General features: G+C 42.5%; 17 protein-coding genes. 7 read left to right on the top strand and 10 right to left on the bottom strand.

Features of this window, described 5'->3' with window-relative positions; genetic code table 11:
• Positions 1 to 155 precede the first annotated feature (155 nt).
• The 6 genes from MMU07_RS15655 to MMU07_RS15630 all read right to left on the bottom strand — a co-directional run bounded on the left by MMU07_RS15655 (position 156) and on the right by MMU07_RS15630 (position 6952).
• Positions 156 to 2108, bottom strand: a complete 1953-nt coding sequence (locus MMU07_RS15655; protein ID WP_241126992.1) for an amylosucrase — start codon at positions 2106 to 2108, stop codon at positions 156 to 158.
• A gap of 51 nt (positions 2109 to 2159) precedes the next feature.
• Positions 2160 to 3641, bottom strand: a complete 1482-nt coding sequence (locus MMU07_RS15650) for an MFS transporter (protein WP_241126990.1) — start codon at positions 3639 to 3641, stop codon at positions 2160 to 2162.
• Positions 3642 to 3936: 295 nt separating this feature from the next.
• Positions 3937 to 4338, bottom strand: coding sequence for a GNAT family N-acetyltransferase (locus MMU07_RS15645; protein ID WP_241126988.1), 402 nt, complete (start codon positions 4336 to 4338; stop codon positions 3937 to 3939).
• Positions 4339 to 4344: 6 nt separating this feature from the next.
• Positions 4345 to 5103, bottom strand: a complete 759-nt coding sequence (madM, locus tag MMU07_RS15640; RefSeq protein ID WP_241126986.1) for a malonate transporter subunit MadM — start codon at positions 5101 to 5103, stop codon at positions 4345 to 4347.
• A gap of 1 nt (position 5104) precedes the next feature.
• Positions 5105 to 5467, bottom strand: a complete 363-nt coding sequence (gene madL / locus MMU07_RS15635) for a malonate transporter subunit MadL (RefSeq protein WP_241126985.1) — start codon at positions 5465 to 5467, stop codon at positions 5105 to 5107.
• 9 nt (positions 5468 to 5476) lie between these two features.
• Positions 5477 to 6952, bottom strand: coding sequence for an acyl-CoA synthetase (locus tag MMU07_RS15630; RefSeq protein ID WP_241126983.1), 1476 nt, complete (start codon positions 6950 to 6952; stop codon positions 5477 to 5479).
• Between the two features lie 168 nt (positions 6953 to 7120).
• Between MMU07_RS15630 and MMU07_RS15625 the strand changes: the two genes are divergently transcribed.
• Complete coding sequence (locus tag MMU07_RS15625; protein WP_241126981.1) at positions 7121 to 8386, top strand: M24 family metallopeptidase; 1266 nt, start codon at positions 7121 to 7123, stop codon at positions 8384 to 8386.
• An 80-nt stretch (positions 8387 to 8466) separates the two neighbouring features.
• On the opposite strand, the gene MMU07_RS15620 is transcribed toward MMU07_RS15625, so the two are convergent.
• The 3 genes from MMU07_RS15620 to MMU07_RS15610 form a co-directional block, all read right to left on the bottom strand.
• Complete coding sequence (locus tag MMU07_RS15620; protein WP_241126979.1) at positions 8467 to 9450, bottom strand: virulence RhuM family protein; 984 nt, start codon at positions 9448 to 9450, stop codon at positions 8467 to 8469.
• 347 nt (positions 9451 to 9797) lie between these two features.
• Positions 9798 to 11426: a Gfo/Idh/MocA family protein gene (locus MMU07_RS15615; protein WP_241126977.1), complete on the bottom strand. Its 1629-nt coding sequence runs from the start codon at positions 11424 to 11426 to the stop codon at positions 9798 to 9800.
• Positions 11427 to 11431: 5 nt separating this feature from the next.
• Positions 11432 to 11926 carry a DoxX family membrane protein gene (locus MMU07_RS15610; RefSeq protein ID WP_241126975.1) on the bottom strand — a complete coding sequence of 165 codons (495 nt, stop codon included), beginning with the start codon at positions 11924 to 11926 and terminating at the stop codon, positions 11432 to 11434.
• Positions 11927 to 12268: 342 nt separating this feature from the next.
• On the opposite strand from MMU07_RS15610, the gene MMU07_RS15605 reads away from it, so the two are divergent.
• From MMU07_RS15605 to MMU07_RS15580, 6 genes are all read left to right on the top strand, one after another.
• The gene (locus tag MMU07_RS15605; protein WP_241126974.1) at positions 12269 to 12769 is read left to right on the top strand and encodes a hypothetical protein; all 501 of its coding nucleotides are present in this window, start codon (positions 12269 to 12271) and stop codon (positions 12767 to 12769) included.
• Between the two features lie 115 nt (positions 12770 to 12884).
• Positions 12885 to 14183, top strand: coding sequence for a DUF3472 domain-containing protein (locus tag MMU07_RS15600; RefSeq protein ID WP_241126972.1), 1299 nt, complete (start codon positions 12885 to 12887; stop codon positions 14181 to 14183).
• A 189-nt stretch (positions 14184 to 14372) separates the two neighbouring features.
• Positions 14373 to 14747, top strand: a complete 375-nt coding sequence (locus MMU07_RS15595; protein ID WP_241126970.1) for a BlaI/MecI/CopY family transcriptional regulator — start codon at positions 14373 to 14375, stop codon at positions 14745 to 14747.
• Positions 14744 to 16012 (top strand): TonB family protein, encoded by a 1269-nt coding sequence (locus tag MMU07_RS15590; RefSeq protein WP_241126968.1) that lies wholly within the window; start codon positions 14744 to 14746, stop codon positions 16010 to 16012. The genes MMU07_RS15595 and MMU07_RS15590 overlap by 4 nt, the downstream gene beginning before the upstream one ends.
• Positions 16013 to 16074: 62 nt before the next feature.
• Positions 16075 to 16569 (top strand): energy transducer TonB, encoded by a 495-nt coding sequence (locus MMU07_RS15585; protein WP_241126966.1) that lies wholly within the window; start codon positions 16075 to 16077, stop codon positions 16567 to 16569.
• 70 nt (positions 16570 to 16639) lie between these two features.
• The gene (locus tag MMU07_RS15580) at positions 16640 to 17137 is read left to right on the top strand and encodes an energy transducer TonB (RefSeq protein ID WP_241126965.1); all 498 of its coding nucleotides are present in this window, start codon (positions 16640 to 16642) and stop codon (positions 17135 to 17137) included.
• Between the two features lie 100 nt (positions 17138 to 17237).
• Here the strand turns inward: MMU07_RS15580 and MMU07_RS15575 are convergent, their stop codons facing one another.
• Positions 17238 to 18602, bottom strand: coding sequence for an FAD-binding protein (locus tag MMU07_RS15575; RefSeq protein ID WP_241126963.1), 1365 nt, complete (start codon positions 18600 to 18602; stop codon positions 17238 to 17240).
• Positions 18603 to 18638: the final 36 nt, after the last annotated feature.

Raw genomic sequence — 18638 nt, 5'->3', positions numbered from 1 at the left:
AGATATTCTCTCCTATCATTTCTAAGCAATATATTATTTTAAAAAACCCGAAAGTATTGATTTTTGATCAGTGGGATTTTTCAGACTCCCTTATACTGTTTCACTACTTTTAAACAAATACAATTGCAAAAAACCTAAATCACAAAATCCCACCCCTACTGTCTTGGCTCCAACAAACAAAATTGATAAGGCTCAAGCCATAGGTATTCATGGTCAGGACCTACCTGAATTTCTTTCTGTGACCAATGATCGAAGAGTGATTCAGGTGAATCTCCCTTTTCTCTAAATGCATACCAAGTCAGGTTTTGGTATTTGTCGCTGAAATTGAAAACCCCATAAAATGACTTTCCTTCAAAAGATCTTAAAAAAGCCGCTATGTGGATGTTGTGTGGCGATATCCAAGTGAGGTTTTTGTAATCTCCGATCACAGGCAGGTTCTTCCGGATTTTAATCAATGCCTGCATTTGGGAAAAAATCCTGTTTTCGACCGTTCCTTCTTCATTTCTTCTTGCTACTTTTTCCCAATCAATCAAAGGCCTGTGCAGCCACCTGTTGTCGTAGCTTTTTCCCGGATCATCACTGAAGCTGTAATCATTGGTGTACCCGATTTCATCCCCATAGTACAGCATCGGCAAGCCGCCAAGAAATAGGGAATGCCCCTGCATGAGGATGATTTTTTGGATGGAAATATCTTGTCCGTAGGAATCATTTTCATACAGTGATTTTTCAAGCCCACACAAAGAAGCCAAGGTGCCGCTGATTCTGGCATCGCCGGTTTTGGGATTGAAAGAAAATAGTGCTCCTCTAGCAGGGGTGCCGGGAAGGTTTCCAGAATAATAATCCATCAAATACCTGCGGTGCCTGAAGGGTGTTTTACCAGTCATTTCAATCATATAATCTTCATATCCCATCCCGATATCATCGTGACATCGGGTATAGGATATCCAGGAGGTTCCAAATGGTTTTTCCAAAATCGCATGTTGGGCGGCAAGCATCACGTCGGTTTCGCCGGTGGCAAGCATGTCCCACTGCACCGCCATATGGGTGGCGTTGTAGGCAAAATCACATTCCTTTGCAGTGTAATCCCCTGTCCCAAAGTATTTGATGATCTCCTTTGGTGCGACAATGGCTTCTCCCAATATCGCCATTCCATGAGCGGCCACGAGAACGCATTCCTTGATCAACTGTAGGAGTGTATGTACCTGAGGGAGATTTTGAGAAGTGGTTCCTGTTTCTTTCCAGATAAATGCCGGTGCATCCACCCGCAGCACATCCACGCCGAGGTTGGCATAAAACAGGACGTTGTCCAACATTTCCCTAAAGACCAGAGGATTCATGTAATTGAGATCCCATTGGTAATTATGGAAAACCGTCATGACCCATTTTTGGCATTCCTCCACATAGGTAAAATTGCCGGGTGCAGCTTCGGGGAAAATCTCCGGCATCTTCTCCTCATACTGATTCGGAATCCACCTGTTGTCAAACATGTAAAAGAAATCCTGGTAATAAGGATCTCCGGATTTGGCTTTTTCGGCCCATTCATGCCTGTGGGAAGTGTGGTTGAGGACAATGTCCAGCATCATGTACATCCCCTTTTTCTGCATTTCTTTTCTCAACCCAATCAAATCCTCCAATGTGCCAAACTTCTTATCCACCTTTCGGAAATCCGAAACAGCATATCCACCATCACTTTCGCCATCAGGGCTTTCAAATAGCGGCATCAGGTGCAGGAAGTTTACCCCGAGTTCCTCCAAGTAGGGAAGTTTGGTTTTAAGCAGCGGCAGATTCCCCGCAAAACGGTCTACATAAAGACTCATACCGACAAGTTCATTGCTCAAAAACCAATGACCTTTCTTGGCTTTTTCTTCATCCCTTTTGCGAAGGTCTTTTTCGCGGGATTGATAGGCCCTCACCAGAGTCGCTATCAATTGCTCAAAGAGTTCATCCTTTTTGGGATGGGTGCTGTAAATCTGATAGTATAAGTGGGTGATGGAAGCTATTCCGGCATTCAGCCGCGCAATAAAAGCTTTGTCTTTGATGGATAATTCAAGCTCGTTGGCGGAAAGAATATTTCGGATGAAGTCTGTCAATGAATGGTCTGTGGCCATGGAAAAGGGTATTTTTTCTTTTTGATTAAGTAATAGAAAACAGCATCTGTATCAATGTCCGCCTCCCATCGGGGCTGATGCGGTATCGATATCATGGGTTTCTTTGATTCTCAAAGTGGCCAATGCTGCCAAAAGCAACAATGCCCCGGCAAAAGTAATGGCAACCCCGGGATCGTTGCTGAGGAAATATTTTGATATAAATCCAAAACTCAAGGTCTGCAGGATCATCGGAATCACGATCATCATGTTGATGATTCCCATGTAGACTCCATATCGTTCTTTGGGGATTTCATTGACCACAAGCAGGTAAGGTATTCCCATCATGCTCGCCCAGGCGATACCAAATCCGGTCATGGGAACGAGCAGGGCATATTTGTTTTCTATATGAGGGAAAGCCAGCAAGCCAAGTCCCGCCAGAATCAGGCAGATGAAATGGACTTTGCGTGGGCCGAATTTTTTAGCTACGCCAACCAAGGCGAAAGCAGACATAAAGGTGACGACATTATACCAGCCATTGACCAGACCGGTCCATCCCACTGCTTCTTCAAACAACTTCATATCGGCTGCAGGAGAAGTTTTCCAGACCGATTGGGCGATGCTTTTTGCAGCATTCTGCCAATAGACAAAGAGCGCATACCATTGGAAAAGGTACACCAAGGCAAGCTTCCACATCACCGAAGGCATGTCGACGACAGAGTGGATGATTTCCAGATTTTCGCCGAAAAGGATACGTGAATATTTATTTTTCTCCATCGAGGTAATCAGACGAGGAATCAAAGTCCTGTCAAAAATCGAAGGAATCAAAAGCAGGGTAAAGAGAATATACACCAATAAGGAGGTAATCAAGGAGAGGAAAAACTGGATGGCAGGATGCGGAAGCCCTTTGTTTTTCTCATTCAAAACCAGTAATTCCTGCTCAGTGGGAGGGATTTCGGGGGTTTTGTAAATACTCCATCCCACAGAGGTAATCGAACAGATTGAACCTAAAAAGAAGGAGGCATACACCCAAACTGGGAGAGAACCGGCAGTTCCCGGAATGTACATCTGAAAGATAAATAGCGAAATATTGGCGAGGGTTATCCCCAATCCGGTAAAGAAACTTTGGGAAAGAAATCCTGTAGCATATTGTTCTTCGGGAAGTTTGTCAGCAATCAATGCACGGTAAGGTTCCATCGCGGTATTGTTGGCTGCATCCAAGACCCAAAGCAAGCCTGCTGCCATCCAAAGCGAACTGCTGAACGGATAAAGAAAGAGACAGATGCTACAAAAAACTGCGCCTATGAAGAAGAAAGGCTTCCTTCTGCCAAATCTTGGGCTCCAAGTCCTGTCACTCAAAGCTCCGATGATCGGCTGTATGAGCAATCCTGTCATCGGTCCGGCAAGGTTCAGGATGGGGATTTCATGCGGTTGAGCCCCAAGCATGTCATAGATCGGGTTGACTGCACTCTGCTGCAATCCAAAGCTGTATTGAATGCCAAAAAAGCCGACATTCATATTGATGATCTGTTGAAAGGAAAGACGTGGTTTACTCATACAAGGGAGGTTAATTGGGTCAGGTAACTTTGAGTTTCTATCCCAAAATGAGGAGACCCCATTTTGGGAATTCTAAAATAGAAAAATAATCTTCTAAAAATTCATCGTATGAAAAACGATGAAATGGCTAAACAGCACTTAAACAGCGTTTTTTGAGGAAGTACCAAACCCAAATCCCGCTTTTTAACCGATCTATAACGGTTGCGGAAAATGAATGTACATCCACTGTTTTTTGGTAAAAAAATCAAAAATCGGTGAAAATTTTTTTTGGATAAAATCAAAAATCTTGCCTTTCTCAAATCCTTTCCATCACCACATATTCCATCCCTTCTTTTTCAAAAGTGGCTGCCGTGGTGGTCATTCCGAATTTTTGATAATAAGCGGCTTTTGAAATCCTTGCATTGCACCAGATTCGGCTGATGTTTTTTTCTTCCAAAAAATCAAAAATGTACTGAAGGAGTTTTGATCCGTGTCCTTTTTCCTGAAACTGTTCCAAGGTGGCAAACTTTCTGAATTGGGCTTCCTGCCCGTGGATAAAAACCGAAACTACCGAAATCAGATTCTCCTGCACAAACAACCCAAAGTGGATCCCATTTTCATCTTCAGGAACCCGGACAAAATCAATGGGCTTATCGGGCCACATGACCTGTTGGCGGATAGGGAGAATTTGGTCTATAGAAACTTCTTTGATTGTCATCTTTTTTCAAAAAATCATTTCCAACAAAATATAAAACAGCGAAGGACAAATCAGGCAACCCAATCCCGTGTAGAAAGTCGCGGTCACCGCGCCGTAGGGCACCAACTTCGGATCTGTTGCAGCCAATCCGGCAGCTACGCCACTCGATGTCCCCATCAATCCACCAAATGCCATGGCTGATTCCGGGCTGTTCAGTCCTATTTTATTGGCAGCAATTGGCGTAATGATGGTTACCGCGATGGTCTTGACCACGCCTGCAGCAATGCTCAGCGCAATCACCTCCGAACTTGCCCCCACCGCCGCACCGGTCACAGGGCCTACAATGTAGGTACAAGCTCCCGCACCAATTGTACAGAGACTTGCTGCATCCCGATATCCCCATGCATAGGCGAGCAAAACCCCCATGAAGAAGAAAAGCCCAATACCAAAAAACAAAGAAATCATGCCCAACAAACCCGCCTTCCGTACCAAATAAAAACTAGCTCCGATAGCAGTTGCAACGATCGCAAAGTCCCGGAACATGGCGCCGCCCAGGATCCCGACTCCCTTGAAAATGGCAATGTCGGCCAATCCTTTTTCACCTCCTGAAAATACCCCACCCACATAGCCGAGAACCAGGCCTAAGAAAATGGCAATTGCCGATCCCGGAATTTTGGAGTTCAATACTTTTTTAGAAAAAAGCTCAGAAAAGGCCACAATGATCCCAATCACCAAAAAGCCAAAAATAAGGCCGTTTTTTCCCACCAAATTCAGAAATATATCCATCTCAGTTTTTATGAAAATTTTTGAGAATCATGGGGAAAACAAAAAAAGAAACAACCACAGGAATTGCCCCTGCAACAATGGCCAAAGTACCTGTCGAAACTGCGGATTTGACATTGAGGCTTGCCGCCATCGCAATGACCACGGGGATATACATTTTGTTCCAAAATTCTATGCCGGAATCTATATCAGGACTCATCCAACTGTTTTTGATAAACCATTCCTTCAAGACCATCAAGATGATCATCGCAAATCCTACTCCCCCGACATTGGCATTGATGCCGAGTAGGTTTCCAAAAAACTCACCCAACCACTGCCCGATCAAATAGGAAAGTGCCAAAAGGGCGACTCCGTAAATTATTTTCATGTTTTCAGGTTAAAATAGCTTTTTCAATTCATTTTTGGTGACTTTCCCCATCGCATTTCGCGGTAAATCTTCCACAACAAGGTACTTTCTCGGTGTTTTGTAGGCAGGCATCCTTTCCCTTATCCAAGCATTCAGGACACTTACATCTATATCTTTTTCTGTCACCAAAGCGGCTGCTACCAATTCCCCCCATTCCTCATCTGGAATTCCTACCACCCCACAATCCTTGACACCCGGATATTTCCGAAGGACTTCCTCGATTTCCAAGGCGGAGATTTTGTATCCTCCGGATTTGATGATATCCACCGAGTCCCTTCCGAGGATCTTGAAATACCCATCTTCCACGACGGCAATATCTCCGGTTTTGAACCAACCATCAGATGTGAATGCTTTTGCTGTAGCTTCGGGTTTGCCCCAATATTCTTTGAAAACATTGCCGCCCATGACCTGGATTTCACCGGGTTGGTCCGATGGAATTACCCTGTCGGCCTCATCACAAAGTCTGACCTCCACTCCCTTGAGTGGCATTCCTATATAACCCGCACGCCGTGTACTCTCATAGGGATTGCTGATGGCCATGCCGATTTCGGTCATGCCGTATCTTTCGAGCAAGTAATGTCCCGAGATGCCGTGCCACTTCTCCATCACTGATACCGGCAACGCCGCCGAACCCGATACCATCAGCCTGAATTCCTTCAATCTTTCCGTAACCTTCATTTGCTCAGTCTGAGAAAGGTTTTCATAGTAAGCGATCAACTTGAAATAGATGGTGGGAACCGCCATTAAAACATTGACCTTGCCTTCCATGAAAATTTCGAACACCTTTTTGGCATCAAAATTTGGTAAAAACTCTACCGTCGCCCCAGACCAAAGCGCACATGAATTGACGTTGATAATGCCGTGTACATGGTGCAGGGGCAGGATCGAAAGGGTGTAATCCGAAGAACTCCATTGCCAGGCATCTACCAAGGTACTGACCTGTGCCTCGATATTCACATGGGTGGTCAGGACTCCCTTGGGAAGACTTGTCGTCCCGCTGGTGTAGAGAATCATCGCGCCTCTTTGGTTTTCTATTTCAGGTAAATTCCCGGATTCATTTTTAGATAAACCTGACATTCTTATAAATCGGACATTGGGCATCATAGAAAAAGGAGACAGGATATCTTCATATTCCGGTCCGCAAATGATCATTTCTGCAACCGTATCTTCCACCACATATTGGAGGGAAGGCAAAGGATAAGTGACACAAAGCGGTACCGCTATGCCTCCTGCCCGCCAAATGCCCCACTGCACCGCCACATAATCAAACCCCGGCGCTATCATAAAGGCAATCCGCATTTGGCCAAGGTCCTCTTTTCCCTGCAGGAGATGCAAGGCAATCACTTCACTCCTGTTCAAAAGGTCTTGAAAAGAATAAGAATCAGATTGGTCCACAATGGCGCACTTGGTTGCAAACATTTTGGCGTTTTCAATAAGTCGGAGCATAACAGGTTTGTTTGGAAGGCTCAAATTAAACCGAAATTCAATCGATTGTTGGTCTCGTAGCTAAAAAATGGTACGAATCCCAAGAGGCGATCATTTATTTGAACCAACTTGATTGCAATATTCCAAAATCAAAGCCTATTTTAGTGAGAATTTAATAGCCTCATCTATATGACATTCAACAGACGCAATTTCCTCAAACTCGCCTCATTGGCCCCCGGCCTGGCTATCCCTTCATTAAGTTTTGCAAACAGCCAGGAAAAAGATTTTCCAAAGGCTTTGAAAGGGTTAAAGCCCATGACCGCGGATATTGTTCCCATCAGTCGTGAGGAAAGATTGGGCAGGATAGCCAAAGCACAAAGTCTGATGATGGCTAACAAAATAGATGCGCTATTTCTCGAACCGGGGACAAGTATGGCTTACTTTTTGGATTTCGATTTTTTCCTTTCAGAAAGGATGGTAGCGGCAATTATTCCCGCCAAAGGTGATATCGCTTATGTATGTCCAAAGTTTGAAGAAGACAAAGTGACTGAATTGGTAAAATTCGGTTCCGACATACGCACTTGGGAAGAGCATGAAAGCCCTTATCAGGTGGTTGCGGGAATCTTGAAGGACAAAGGCACTCCCAATCAGACTGTCGGAATTGAAGAGCGTTCGAGGTTTTTCCTATATGATGGCATCAAAAAAGAAAGCTCAAGACTGAATTTTGTCCTTGCAGATCCTATCACTGCGGGATGCAGGATGTATAAATCGCCCGCTGAAATTGCCCTGATGCAAAAAGCCAATGACATCACGATTGCTGCCTACCAAGTACTTTTTGATTCGCTTTATGAAGGCATGACCCAAGCGGATTTCAGCAGGGTTGCCACCGAGGCGCATCTGGTTTTGGGAGCAAAAGGCTCGATAGGTGCTAATTTTGGGGAATGGTCTGCATTCCCCCATGGAAGCAGTACCCCACAGAGACTCAAAGAAGGCGACCTTGTTTTGGCCGACGGCGGCTGTAAAATAGAAGGATATACCTCAGACATCAGCCGGACGATTGTTTTTGGAAAACCAACAGCCCGACATACGGAGGTATGGAATATCGCAAGGGAGGCACAGCAAAAAGCGATAGAACTTGCTGCACAACAGGGGACTACCTGTGAGCAAATGGATGCTGTGGCAAGGGGAATTGTCAGCAAAGGTGGATTTGGACCTGATTACAAATATTTCAGCCACCGGCTTGGGCACGGGATCGGCCTTGATGTCCACGAATGGACCAATCTGGTGCGTGGCAACAAAACCCCACTTCAGGAAGGAATGTGTTTCAGCAATGAGCCCGGGATTTACATCGTGGGTGAGTTTGGCGTCAGGGTGGAGGATTGTTTTTACATGTCTGCTTCAGGCCCCAAGTTCTTCAGCGCTCCGAGTCCGGCGATTGATAAGCCTTTTGCTTAGGAGAATTGGACTTTTATGGAAAAAAAACCTGATTCTTATGTAAAACAATCAAACATGTAAGATGCGTTGATAGATAATCCTTAGGATTTTAGCTTTTTTATCTCTTTATCAAAATCACTTTCGTAATTCTGATCTTGAACAACCCTAAATTTATCATATTCCCCTTCCGCCTTTAGCTTCGCTTCAAGCATGGATACTTTTCCTTTATCCCTTAAAATGGGATAATTGGAAAGTTCTAAAAACCTATCCAGAAAAGATGTCCATTGCAACATATTGAAGGCGATTCCTCTTTGTGCATTGTTTTCTGCCAAATCTAAATAAGCCGAAACGATTCTATTTAACTGTGATATATGCTGGTGTGCAAGATAATTTTTGGCAACTACCACATCACTTTTCATTATTTTCCCTTCAGGAGCAGCTTTCCAAGTTTTCAAACCCATATATAGTTTTGTTGCATCAGCTTCTGTATAAATAATTTCAGCAGCGGTTTTACCGGTAATTGCCCAGTGTAACTTATTTTGAACAGCCGCAAAAAAGTCTTTGGTCTGTTGGCTTTCTTTGTCATAATCTGTGCTCAAGGAATACAAATCAGTGATTTTTTGGTAAAATCTGCGTTCACTGGCTCTAATCTCGCGAATTCGTTCCAGTAATTCATCAAAAAAATCCTGCCCAAAATTCTTGCCTTGTTTGAGTCTGTCATCATCTAACAAAAATCCTTTAATAATAAACTCATTGAGGGTTTGTGTGGCCCATTTCCGAAAATCGGTAGCTTGGACTGAATTCACACGATATCCTACTGCCAAGATTGCCTCAAGCCGATAAAATTTGGTGGAATATGTTTTACTATCTGAGGCAGTTATTTCCAAAATGGAAACAACTGAATCAATATCTAATTCTTTTGTGTCAAATATATTTTTAAGGTGCTTGCTCACGGCAGGTACATTTACGCCAAACAACTCTGCCATGGCCTTTTGTGTCAGCCAAAAACTCCCGTTTTGAAAATAAACAGATACGTTAACTTTCTGATCTTCGGTATGGTATAAAAGTAAATCTCTTGCTTTCATCTTTTTTATCTCATCATTATCAACTTTTCAAAATCTCCAGGATCTTCCTTTTAAACATATCGAATCCTTTAAATTTCAGATATCTAATTTTATTGGGAATTCTTCTATTTCATTCCAATGAATACTCTCATTTCCTACTTTATCCCAAGTTTCATTAAAGCCAAACTTTATAATTTCCAGAATATCCAATGAAAATTCAAAATTTGAATTGACCAGCTTAAAGTAAATCTAATTTTTCTTAAACTAAAATTTTTATACTATTTGGGTCAAAGGGTAGCTCATAAAAAAAGGGTTGCCATTTACGGACAACCCCTTTTTTCTAAAGGAAATTTTCAAAATCCCGTTTTTCAAGAAATGAAAACATCGTCATTGTTGAGAAGGATTTCATCAAGGTTTTCTCCGGGTAGGGCGATGATTTGTTCATTCTCGGCATCCCATTCTATTCGTCTGCCGATTTTGTAAGATAGGCCGCCCATATGCGCTGTGATGGCTTCTTCAAATCCTTCAGTGATCCCACAACTTGGATTACCGCCGTTGCGGATACAGCTCATCCATTCTCTGAGGTGAAGGAAAGTTGAGTCCACTCTTTTGCCATCCCTATAAGTCCAAAGCAAACCCTTGTTGGCAAAATATTTGGCTGTGGCGGAAGTGACCGCATCTACGCCATTGGCACTTGGGTCGTATTGGTAGATCGGCACGGATGGATCTACCCTGTTTTCTTTGATCAAGTCTTTGTACTTGGTGGACCTTGGATCGGCATAGATCGTGACCATATTGCCCAACTCCATGGAAGCATCGTGTCCCATCAATATCGTGCCTCGATCAAATTGATTGCCCAAAGTAGCACTGTAGACCAAGGTCATCCCTTTTTCTTTGCCGGGGGTCTGACTCGTACCGGTACTGAATTCCGGAAAATCCATATTGATCTGCATCACATCAGGAACATTTCTTCCGTCCCTGTGGGTGTAAACTCCTCCGGAACCTGTGATGTATTTGGGAATTCCCATTTTCAAAACACAATTAATCCTATCATAGTCATGTGTCAATAAATCCCCTGACAAACCTGAACCATAAGCCCACCACTTTCTCCATCGGAAAAAATGTTCGGCATTGAATGGAATTTGGGGAGCGGTACCTAAGAAGGCATCCCAATCAATGGTCTCGGTAGAAGCGTCCGGATGGATGTCATATTGCCAGGCACCGTTGTCGTCGTTTCTGTTGGTAGCCGTCACGACCAAAGACACATGGCCCAAGGTATTTTTCGCTATGGCATCCTGTGCGGTCAGAAAACTCTGGGTTTGGCGGTGCTGATGGCCGACCGCAAATTTGATATCCGGGTTTTTACGGCAAGCCTCCCTCAGGTCGTAAGTCTCCTGAATGGTATGGGTCATGGGTTTTTCAACATATACATGTAGGCCCGCCTCAATGGCGGCAATAGCCATCGGTGCATGCCAATGGTCCGGTGTCGCAATGATGACTGCATCCACCTCACCGCTGTTGAATAATTCCAAATGTGTCTTGTAGCGCTTGCAGGGGTTCTCTTTGGTATTGAATGATTTCAATGCCTTTTTTGCCCTCACGTCAAAAATATCGCAGATGGCCGTCAGTTTGACGTTGAGGCTTTCTTGTGCCTGAAATTCAGCCAATCTTTTGTCATCAGGATTTTCTGCAGCGGATTTGGCCATGTCATCGATCCATTCTGTGCTAGCAAAACCCAAAGACCGCATCAGTTGCTCGCCTCTTATCCCAAACCCAATCAGGCCAACCCGTAGCGGTTCCCCGGTCATAGGGCCTGAGGCAGGTGGTGCTGAAGCTTTGATGTTAAGGGTTTCGAGCAAGAGATTACGCTCGCTCAATGCCTTTTCATTAGACCTGAAACCTGCTGTCCATACTGCACCAAAAATCGGAATACCTCCGAGTATTTTGAGCCACTCCCTTCTGGAGAAGCCTTTGAATAAATTCTTGTCAGTTGCCATGTGCTTCAGTTTATTGGGTTAGTCAATACTGTCTTCTGCTTGGCAAAAAGCTTAGCCAAACCGAAGGCATATTGGGTAGGGAATAAATAGATTACAAAGAGCGCCGCGGCCTCAATGAGGTTTTTGTTGACCAGCCAATAGCTTCCCTCGCTTGGTCCTTGAGGATATCCGGGGAATGGCGGATGTGCCAAATAGTATAGTAACAACAATCCAATCCCTATGATACTGGCCCAATTGGTCTTGAATCCGATGATCAGGCTAAATCCTACTAGGAGTAGAGCGCCGATATTGAGCGTATCGATAATAGGAATGATGGCATCACTTGCCATCCACCTGAAAAAAGACTCCATAAAACTCGCACTGAGCAAGTATCCTTTTGCTGTCCAGGAGGGACTGTATAATTTAATGACACCTTCGTACAAAAAGTGCCAACCGATCAGCAATCGAAGCAGCACCAAGCTGCCTGTTTGCAATGAGGTAAATCTGGAAGTTTGATCCATAGGTTTTTTGTTTATTGATGCACGATATTACCACATCAAACCCCAAAAAAACATGACATAAATCAATCCGAGACATGATGTATATCCCACTGTCTAGCAGGTTGTTCAATGAAATGATGGAGTTTTTTGAACCCTAAACACCCATAGTAAATGAATCAGAATAAGGAAAAGGCTGCCAAGAGATGAATGAGTAAAAAGAACCTTTTTCGGAAAAAAATTAAAAATCCGAATCCCCTAATTTTCACAACAGATATAAAAAACCAATGGGTTCAAATTAATTTTTTTATCCGATCTTTGGAATAGCACTAACTGTAATTGCAAACTTCCCAAAACCCAAAATAGATGAGGACTTACGTGTCATTTTATCTTATCCTCCTAATTCCCATATTGTTTTGCTCAAAAAATGCGCAGGAAGCAAACCAAAACAGCAAAGAAATTTTGCTGGGCAGTGACAGGGACCCAAATGGATGTATTGGGTCGGCCGGATATACATGGTCGGAAGCCAAACAGGAATGCATCAGGATATTTGAATCAGGAACATCCTTTATTTCTTACGACCCAAGCACGGGTGCAACGGATTCTGCCAAAGTGTCTTATGTGGTTTTATCAAATGACTTGAACTTGGCAGAAGTGTTTTATGGCGGAACAGACAAGCCTATTCTATTGGAGGCAGTACCTGTCATGGAAGGTGAAACCATGCCAAAACTTTTTGAAAACAGCATTGAATCTGTTGATTTGATCTTTCACCGGGATTCTTATATTTTGAGATATCAGGAGAATCCTACCCATATACAGGCTTGGTCGGCAGAATCAGGATTGGGAAAATTATTGAAAAAAGATTGATCAACATTTTTTTTAAAATGGCAGTGTACCCAAGTTTAACATCAAATTTGAATAAATGCCTAATCCAAAATTCTAAAATCAGGACCTAAAAAGACTATAAAATTTTATTAAACTGATGAAAAAAATGGAAGTGTTCATTTTATTGTTACTGACCTTCTTTTCCTCCTGTAAAGAAGATCTGATGGCCCCTGATATGGTAAAATTTCCCAACACCATAAATGTTCCCATAGGAGGAAATACCTTTCAAGTAAGCGGAGATATCAAAGAAAACATCACCGATGAAGGGATTATTTCCTGGCAATACCCCGAAACTGTTTTTGAAACTTACATTTATTTTCAGACAGCAAAAACAGTTTTTTTAAGCTTTTCTCTTGAAAATACTACCTCAAACAGTAAAATCAGGGTGACTACGGGTGTTCAAACAAAAGAAATCAGCATTCTTCCCAATCAATCAAAAGCTGAAATTGGCCTTGTAAATTTTGATCAGGGATATCAAAAAATATCATTGAAAGGTGTCGGTAAACAAGGGGAAAATTTTGCTTTGATAAAAAGTTTCCAAATAGGATTTGAAGGAACTCTTGGTCTGGATTTTGTAAAAGATAACATTGACAATAGGTTTTATTGGGGTCGGAGAGGTCCTTCAGTTCATCTTTCATTCCAAGTTCCTTTTGAGAAGAATTTCAAATGGTTTTATAATGAAATGACGGTTCCTCCGGGTCAGGATCCCATAGGATCATATTTTATGGCAAATGGTTTTAGGGAAGGCTACTTTGGATTACAGGTCAATTCGGAAAGTGAAAGAAGGATATTGTTTTCAGTTTGGAGCCCATTCCAAACTGACAATCCCGATGAAATCCCAGATAATGAAAAAATCAAATTGATACGAAAGGGACCTAATGTTTACACAGGCGAATTTGGAAATGAGGGATCAGGCGGACAAAGTTTTTTGGTATATAACTGGAAAGCAGGTCAGACTTACAAATTTTTAAATTCAGCAGAACCTGACGGGAAAGGCAATACTATTTTTACCGCCTATTTTATGGATCCCCAAATTGGGGAATGGAGGCTGATTGCAAGTTTTTTGAGACCAAAAACCAATACTTGGTATAACAACCCCCATTCATTTCTTGAAAATTTTGATCAGAATATGGGGTATAAAAAACGAAGCGTTACTTATACCAATCAGTGGCTTATTGACAATGACGGAGAGTTCACGGAATTGACTACTGCCAATTTTACAGGTGATGATATCGCAAAGAGAAATTATCGCTTGGACTTTGGGGGAGGAATAAGGGATGGAGAATTTTATTTACAGAACGGAGGATTTTTCAATCCACCCAGCCCTTTGAATACTCAATTTAGCAAGGAAAAAACCAATTCTATCCCAAAAATAGACTTTGACAAACTTCCGTAAAATAGGCATTGTTTGATCCCGTAAAATCAAATAAAAATCTTCCAAAAAATATTTTTAAATTTAAATTGACCCAATTTTTTATGGGATGGTTATAGTTGTTTAAACCTCAACTGTAAAGCTATTTCTATTTTTTCGTAGAATTACGATTTTTTCGTAGGAAGTCTAAAAACTTTCTTTTACTTTTATTTTATGGAAACATTGACAAAATACGAAGAAACGCTGATGCGGATATTTTGGAAGCTGAAGCGTGCCTTGGTAAGGGATATTCTGAATGAACTGCCCGATCCAAAGCCCCCCTACACGACACTCGCCTCCAACATCAAGCTACTTGAAAAAAAAGGCTTTCTCGACCACAAGTCTTATGGCAAAATTCTTGAGTATTTTCCCACCATTTCCCAATCTGACTACCGCAAAAATAGCTTCAATGAATTGGTGGAGGATTATTTTGACGGCTCGGTTGAGAATGTTTTGTCCTTTATGGTCAAGGAAAAAGGGTTATCTGAAAAAGATATGGAAGAACTTCAAAAATTGATTGAAAGTATGGGTAACTCTTCTCAGCCATGAACACATTGTTCAACTACCTCTTGGAAGGCAGCATCATCCTGCTCTTGCTATACGCCTTCTACATCGCGTTTCTTTCCAAACTCACATTTTTTGGATGGAACAGGGCATATCTTTTGGGTTCTTTGGGATCGGCATTGGTACTTCCTCTACTTTCCTTTGAGCTGAACCAAAGTTCAGTTTCAGGATTAAATCCAGATTTATTCACTTATTATCTACCGGAATTTGCCCTGACTCCTGAGGAAGGGATATCGGCAAAATCCATTCTGATTTATGCGGCAATCTGTCTTTATGGCGCCGGATTCCTTTGGACTGCCGCACGGTTGGCAACAGGGATTATCAAAACTTTCAGTTTGATCAGGTCCTCAGAAAAATTCAGTCACAATGGGTTGACTATCGTCGTAAACCCGAAATTTCCACCTTCTTCATTCTTCAGCTACATCCTTTTGCCGGAATATCAGGCAGGAAATAAAGCCCAGGAACTGATCATTCTCCACGAATCTGAGCATGCTTCCAAGCTCCATACATTGGACCTGATTTTTGTGCAGGTAAGCAAAGCGATTTTCTGGTTTCACCCGCTTATCAAAGCTTTTGAATCAAGTATCCATGAAGTCCATGAATTTCAGGCGGACACCAAAGTGATCAATATCCATCCCAAAAAGGAATATGCACAGTTGCTTTTTAACCTGACTGTCACCAAAAAAGAACAGCAGTTTGTGAACAACTTCAACCAGTTTCAGCTCAAAAAAAGAATCCTGATGATGAATGCCAACAAATCCGGGTTGGTACATAAAGGAAGGTTTTTGCTTGCACTGCCGCTTTTGGGATTGATGGTTTTTGTTTTTGCCTGTGAAAAAATCAAAGAAGATTCATTCCCCACAGCGATGGATATTCCTTTGGAAAACCAAAATGTAATTCCTGAAAATCTGAACTTAAAGGTTTTGGAAGCAGAAGAAGTTTTCGATGTCGTGGAAGAGTCACCGGAGTTTCCCGGAGGAATGGAAGCATGGAATGATTTCTTGAGAAAGAACCTCAAATATCCCAAGCAGGCCCGAAGTATGGGAATTGAGGGAACTGTCTACGCCGTGTTTGAAATCAGAACCGATGGCAGTGTGCACAATATCGAATTGTTAAGAGGAATCGGAGTGGGTTGTGATGAGGAAGCGATGCGTGTAATAGCAGCTTCTCCAAATTGGATTCCGGGAAAACAAAGAGGAAGATTGGTAAATGTCAGGATGAGGTTACCAATAAGGTTTAAGTTGGGTTAAATCCTAACCCAAAAATCAAATCAGATTTTCAAAATAAATCAACCATATATACTAACCACAAGATGAAAGCAAACAATTCCACCCCAAATTACAAAAGCAGTCTTCTCACTGCCCTCCCTCTAATGGGACTGATGATCGTATTTTTATCCTGTGACTTTCAGGGATACGACGAGAAAGTAGTACTGGAAAATGGTGAAGTTACCAGCAAAACCATTGAAACCAATGAGATATTCGATATCGTCGAAGAATCCCCTTCTTTTCCCGGAGGAATGGAAGCTTGGAATGAATTCCTGATGAACCACCTCAAATATCCCGAACAAGCCAAAGAAATGGGAATCGAAGGTACGGTCTATGTCGTCTTTGAAATCAGAAAAGACGGGTCTGTCGAAAATGCAGAGTTGATCAGAGGTATTGGTGCTGGCTGTGACGAGGAGGCTTTGCGGGTCATCAAAGAATCACCAAACTGGACACCGGGCAAACAACGTGGACATATTGTCAACGTCAGGATGCGGGTTCCTATCAAATTCAAACTTGGCGATAAAGAGGTAATCGCTTAAAGTCCATAAACCATTTCAATAAATCACCTCCTAACAAAATCTATTTCAAGCAATCAAACACCTTCCCTAAATGAACACTTGTGCATCAAAATCAAAAAGAATAAACAATTTCAAGTTAGCTATCATTCTATTGTCCATGATGGTATTTGTTATCTCCTGCAAAAGCTCTAAAGATCCGGCTTTTTCAAAAACAATGGATATCCCAATGGGAGAGACTTCTGCTCAAGGATCAGGCGATGAAGTCTTTGACGTGGTGGATGAAGTTCCGGAATTCCCTGGAGGAATGGAAGGATGGAATGGTTTTTTGAGAAACAATCTAACATACCCTACTTTGGCTAGACAAAAAGGGATAGAAGGCACAGTTTATATCACATTTGTTGTCAATAAAGATGGATCAGTAAGTGATGCTAATATTCTGAGAGGAATCGGGGGAGGCTGTGATGAAGAAAGCTTAAGAGTAATTCAATCATCACCAAATTGGATTCCGGGAAAAAACAAAGGTGAAATTGTACGGACAAGGATGAGGCTTCCTGTGCAATATGCTCTTGGCAAAAAGGATAAATCTTAAACAATCAAAAAGAGGAATTCTCAAATGGGAATTCCTCTTTTTTTCGCTTTTGGAGAAATATAGCCTGTCTTTCCAACTGATTTGATTTTTTACAATTCTATCAGCCATAAAGATGTTCCTCCAAAAACCCGTTTCGGAATTTTCCTTCGGGGTCGTGTTTGGCGAGAAGGGATTTGAATTCTCCCATTTTTGGGTACCGCTCTTGGAGTTTTTGGGAGGAAATGGTAAATAACTTCGCCCAATGCGGTCTTGGACTAAACGGTTCCAACTTGGCTTCCATCTGAGGCAATAGTGCCATGACTTCTGGAATTTCCTGTTTCCAAGTGGTATGGATTGCAATCGAATCCCTTTGGTAACAGGTACTCATCCACAATTCATCTGCTTTGATGCTTCTGATTTCGGAAATAAATAGGTGCGGATTGATCTGATCAGCCATTTCCTTCACTGCCATGAGTGCATCATATCCATTTTCCATTGGTACAAAATATTCTGACTGAAGTTCCTTGCCCGCACTTGGCTGAAATTCCATTTTGAAATGTGGCAAGCGCTCATACCATGGACCCGGTATCGCCAACTGTTCAGAACAACTCTCTGCTGACATTTCCATCACAGGATGTATATGAACTGTTGCCTGTTTGGCTCCGAAAAACTCCTCCGAAAAATCTAACGCCTCGCCCGGGACTACTCTTCGCTTTACCCAGACTTCGTTGACCTTGTCACTTTTCCAATCAAGAAACAAACTCACACTATACCCCGAACCCATGATTTCTTGAAAATTGTCCTTCAGGGCGGTCATCGGCATATCCATGTACACGACCTGGGCGACCTCAAAAGTGGGAAGCAGGTCCAAAGTCACTTTGGTCACAGGGCCAAATCCTCCCAATCCAACTACGGCACCAAAAAAATCCGAATCTGTTTCCTTTGAAAGCTGAACCAACTCACCTTTGGCGTTGACAAACTCGATGGCAGCAACTCCCGTGGAAAGGTTGCCGTTATCCACCCCCGAACCATGTGTGGCTGTGGCTATCGTCCCGGCAACAGAGATATGCGGAAGAGAAGCGAGGTTATGGAGGCCATATCCATTTTGATGAAGGTAGGCGCAGAGTTCCCCGTACTTGATTCCACCTTCAACCGTAACTTGGTTTTTTTCCTTGTTCAAGGAAATGATTTTGTTCAGATTTTGAAAAGAAATGAGGTTGTCGCTGCTGTCTGCAATCCTATTAAATGAATGCCTTGAACCCAATACCCTTAGCTTCTCACATTTTTTGACCAAATCCTGTACTTCTTCCACTGTTTTGGGATAATTAACTTTGGTCGTGCTGAACTCAAAATTTTCAGCCCAATTTTTCAAGGTTTCGGAGGTCATCGTTTCAGCAGGTTTTTGAGGAGAGCAAGATATCATCGGTTGGATCAAAACCCCTCCAACAAGGAGAGAAGAGTTTTTGAGAAAGGTTCTTTTTTTCATTTTGGGTTAAGGAAAGGTGGAAAACTGATTCCATAA

Origin of the sequence: Cognataquiflexum nitidum, assembly GCF_022538055.1 — a bacterium.
Classification (GTDB): domain Bacteria; phylum Bacteroidota; class Bacteroidia; order Cytophagales; family Cyclobacteriaceae; genus Cognataquiflexum; species Cognataquiflexum nitidum.
Note: the sequence above shows the minus strand (reverse complement) of the source record. Positions and strands in the feature narration are given on the sequence as shown.

Bases quoted from the DNA above. Each gene is read 5' to 3' on its own strand.
- MMU07_RS15655 (WP_241126992.1), bottom strand. From the start codon at position 2,108: ATGGCCACAGACCATTCATTGACAGACTTCATCCGAAATATTCTTTCC.
- MMU07_RS15650 (WP_241126990.1), bottom strand. From the start codon at position 3,641: ATGAGTAAACCACGTCTTTCCTTTCAACAGATCATCAATATGAATGTC.
- MMU07_RS15645 (WP_241126988.1), bottom strand. From the start codon at position 4,338: ATGACAATCAAAGAAGTTTCTATAGACCAAATTCTCCCTATCCGCCAA.
- madM (WP_241126986.1), bottom strand. From the start codon at position 5,103: ATGGATATATTTCTGAATTTGGTGGGAAAAAACGGCCTTATTTTTGGC.
- madL (WP_241126985.1), bottom strand. From the start codon at position 5,467: ATGAAAATAATTTACGGAGTCGCCCTTTTGGCACTTTCCTATTTGATC.
- MMU07_RS15630 (WP_241126983.1), bottom strand. From the start codon at position 6,952: ATGCTCCGACTTATTGAAAACGCCAAAATGTTTGCAACCAAGTGCGCC.
- MMU07_RS15625 (WP_241126981.1), top strand. From the start codon at position 7,121: ATGACATTCAACAGACGCAATTTCCTCAAACTCGCCTCATTGGCCCCC.
- MMU07_RS15620 (WP_241126979.1), bottom strand. From the start codon at position 9,450: ATGAAAGCAAGAGATTTACTTTTATACCATACCGAAGATCAGAAAGTT.
- MMU07_RS15615 (WP_241126977.1), bottom strand. From the start codon at position 11,426: ATGGCAACTGACAAGAATTTATTCAAAGGCTTCTCCAGAAGGGAGTGG.
- MMU07_RS15610 (WP_241126975.1), bottom strand. From the start codon at position 11,926: ATGGATCAAACTTCCAGATTTACCTCATTGCAAACAGGCAGCTTGGTG.
- MMU07_RS15605 (WP_241126974.1), top strand. From the start codon at position 12,269: ATGAGGACTTACGTGTCATTTTATCTTATCCTCCTAATTCCCATATTG.
- MMU07_RS15600 (WP_241126972.1), top strand. From the start codon at position 12,885: ATGAAAAAAATGGAAGTGTTCATTTTATTGTTACTGACCTTCTTTTCC.
- MMU07_RS15595 (WP_241126970.1), top strand. From the start codon at position 14,373: ATGGAAACATTGACAAAATACGAAGAAACGCTGATGCGGATATTTTGG.
- MMU07_RS15590 (WP_241126968.1), top strand. From the start codon at position 14,744: ATGAACACATTGTTCAACTACCTCTTGGAAGGCAGCATCATCCTGCTC.
- MMU07_RS15585 (WP_241126966.1), top strand. From the start codon at position 16,075: ATGAAAGCAAACAATTCCACCCCAAATTACAAAAGCAGTCTTCTCACT.
- MMU07_RS15580 (WP_241126965.1), top strand. From the start codon at position 16,640: ATGAACACTTGTGCATCAAAATCAAAAAGAATAAACAATTTCAAGTTA.
- MMU07_RS15575 (WP_241126963.1), bottom strand. From the start codon at position 18,602: ATGAAAAAAAGAACCTTTCTCAAAAACTCTTCTCTCCTTGTTGGAGGG.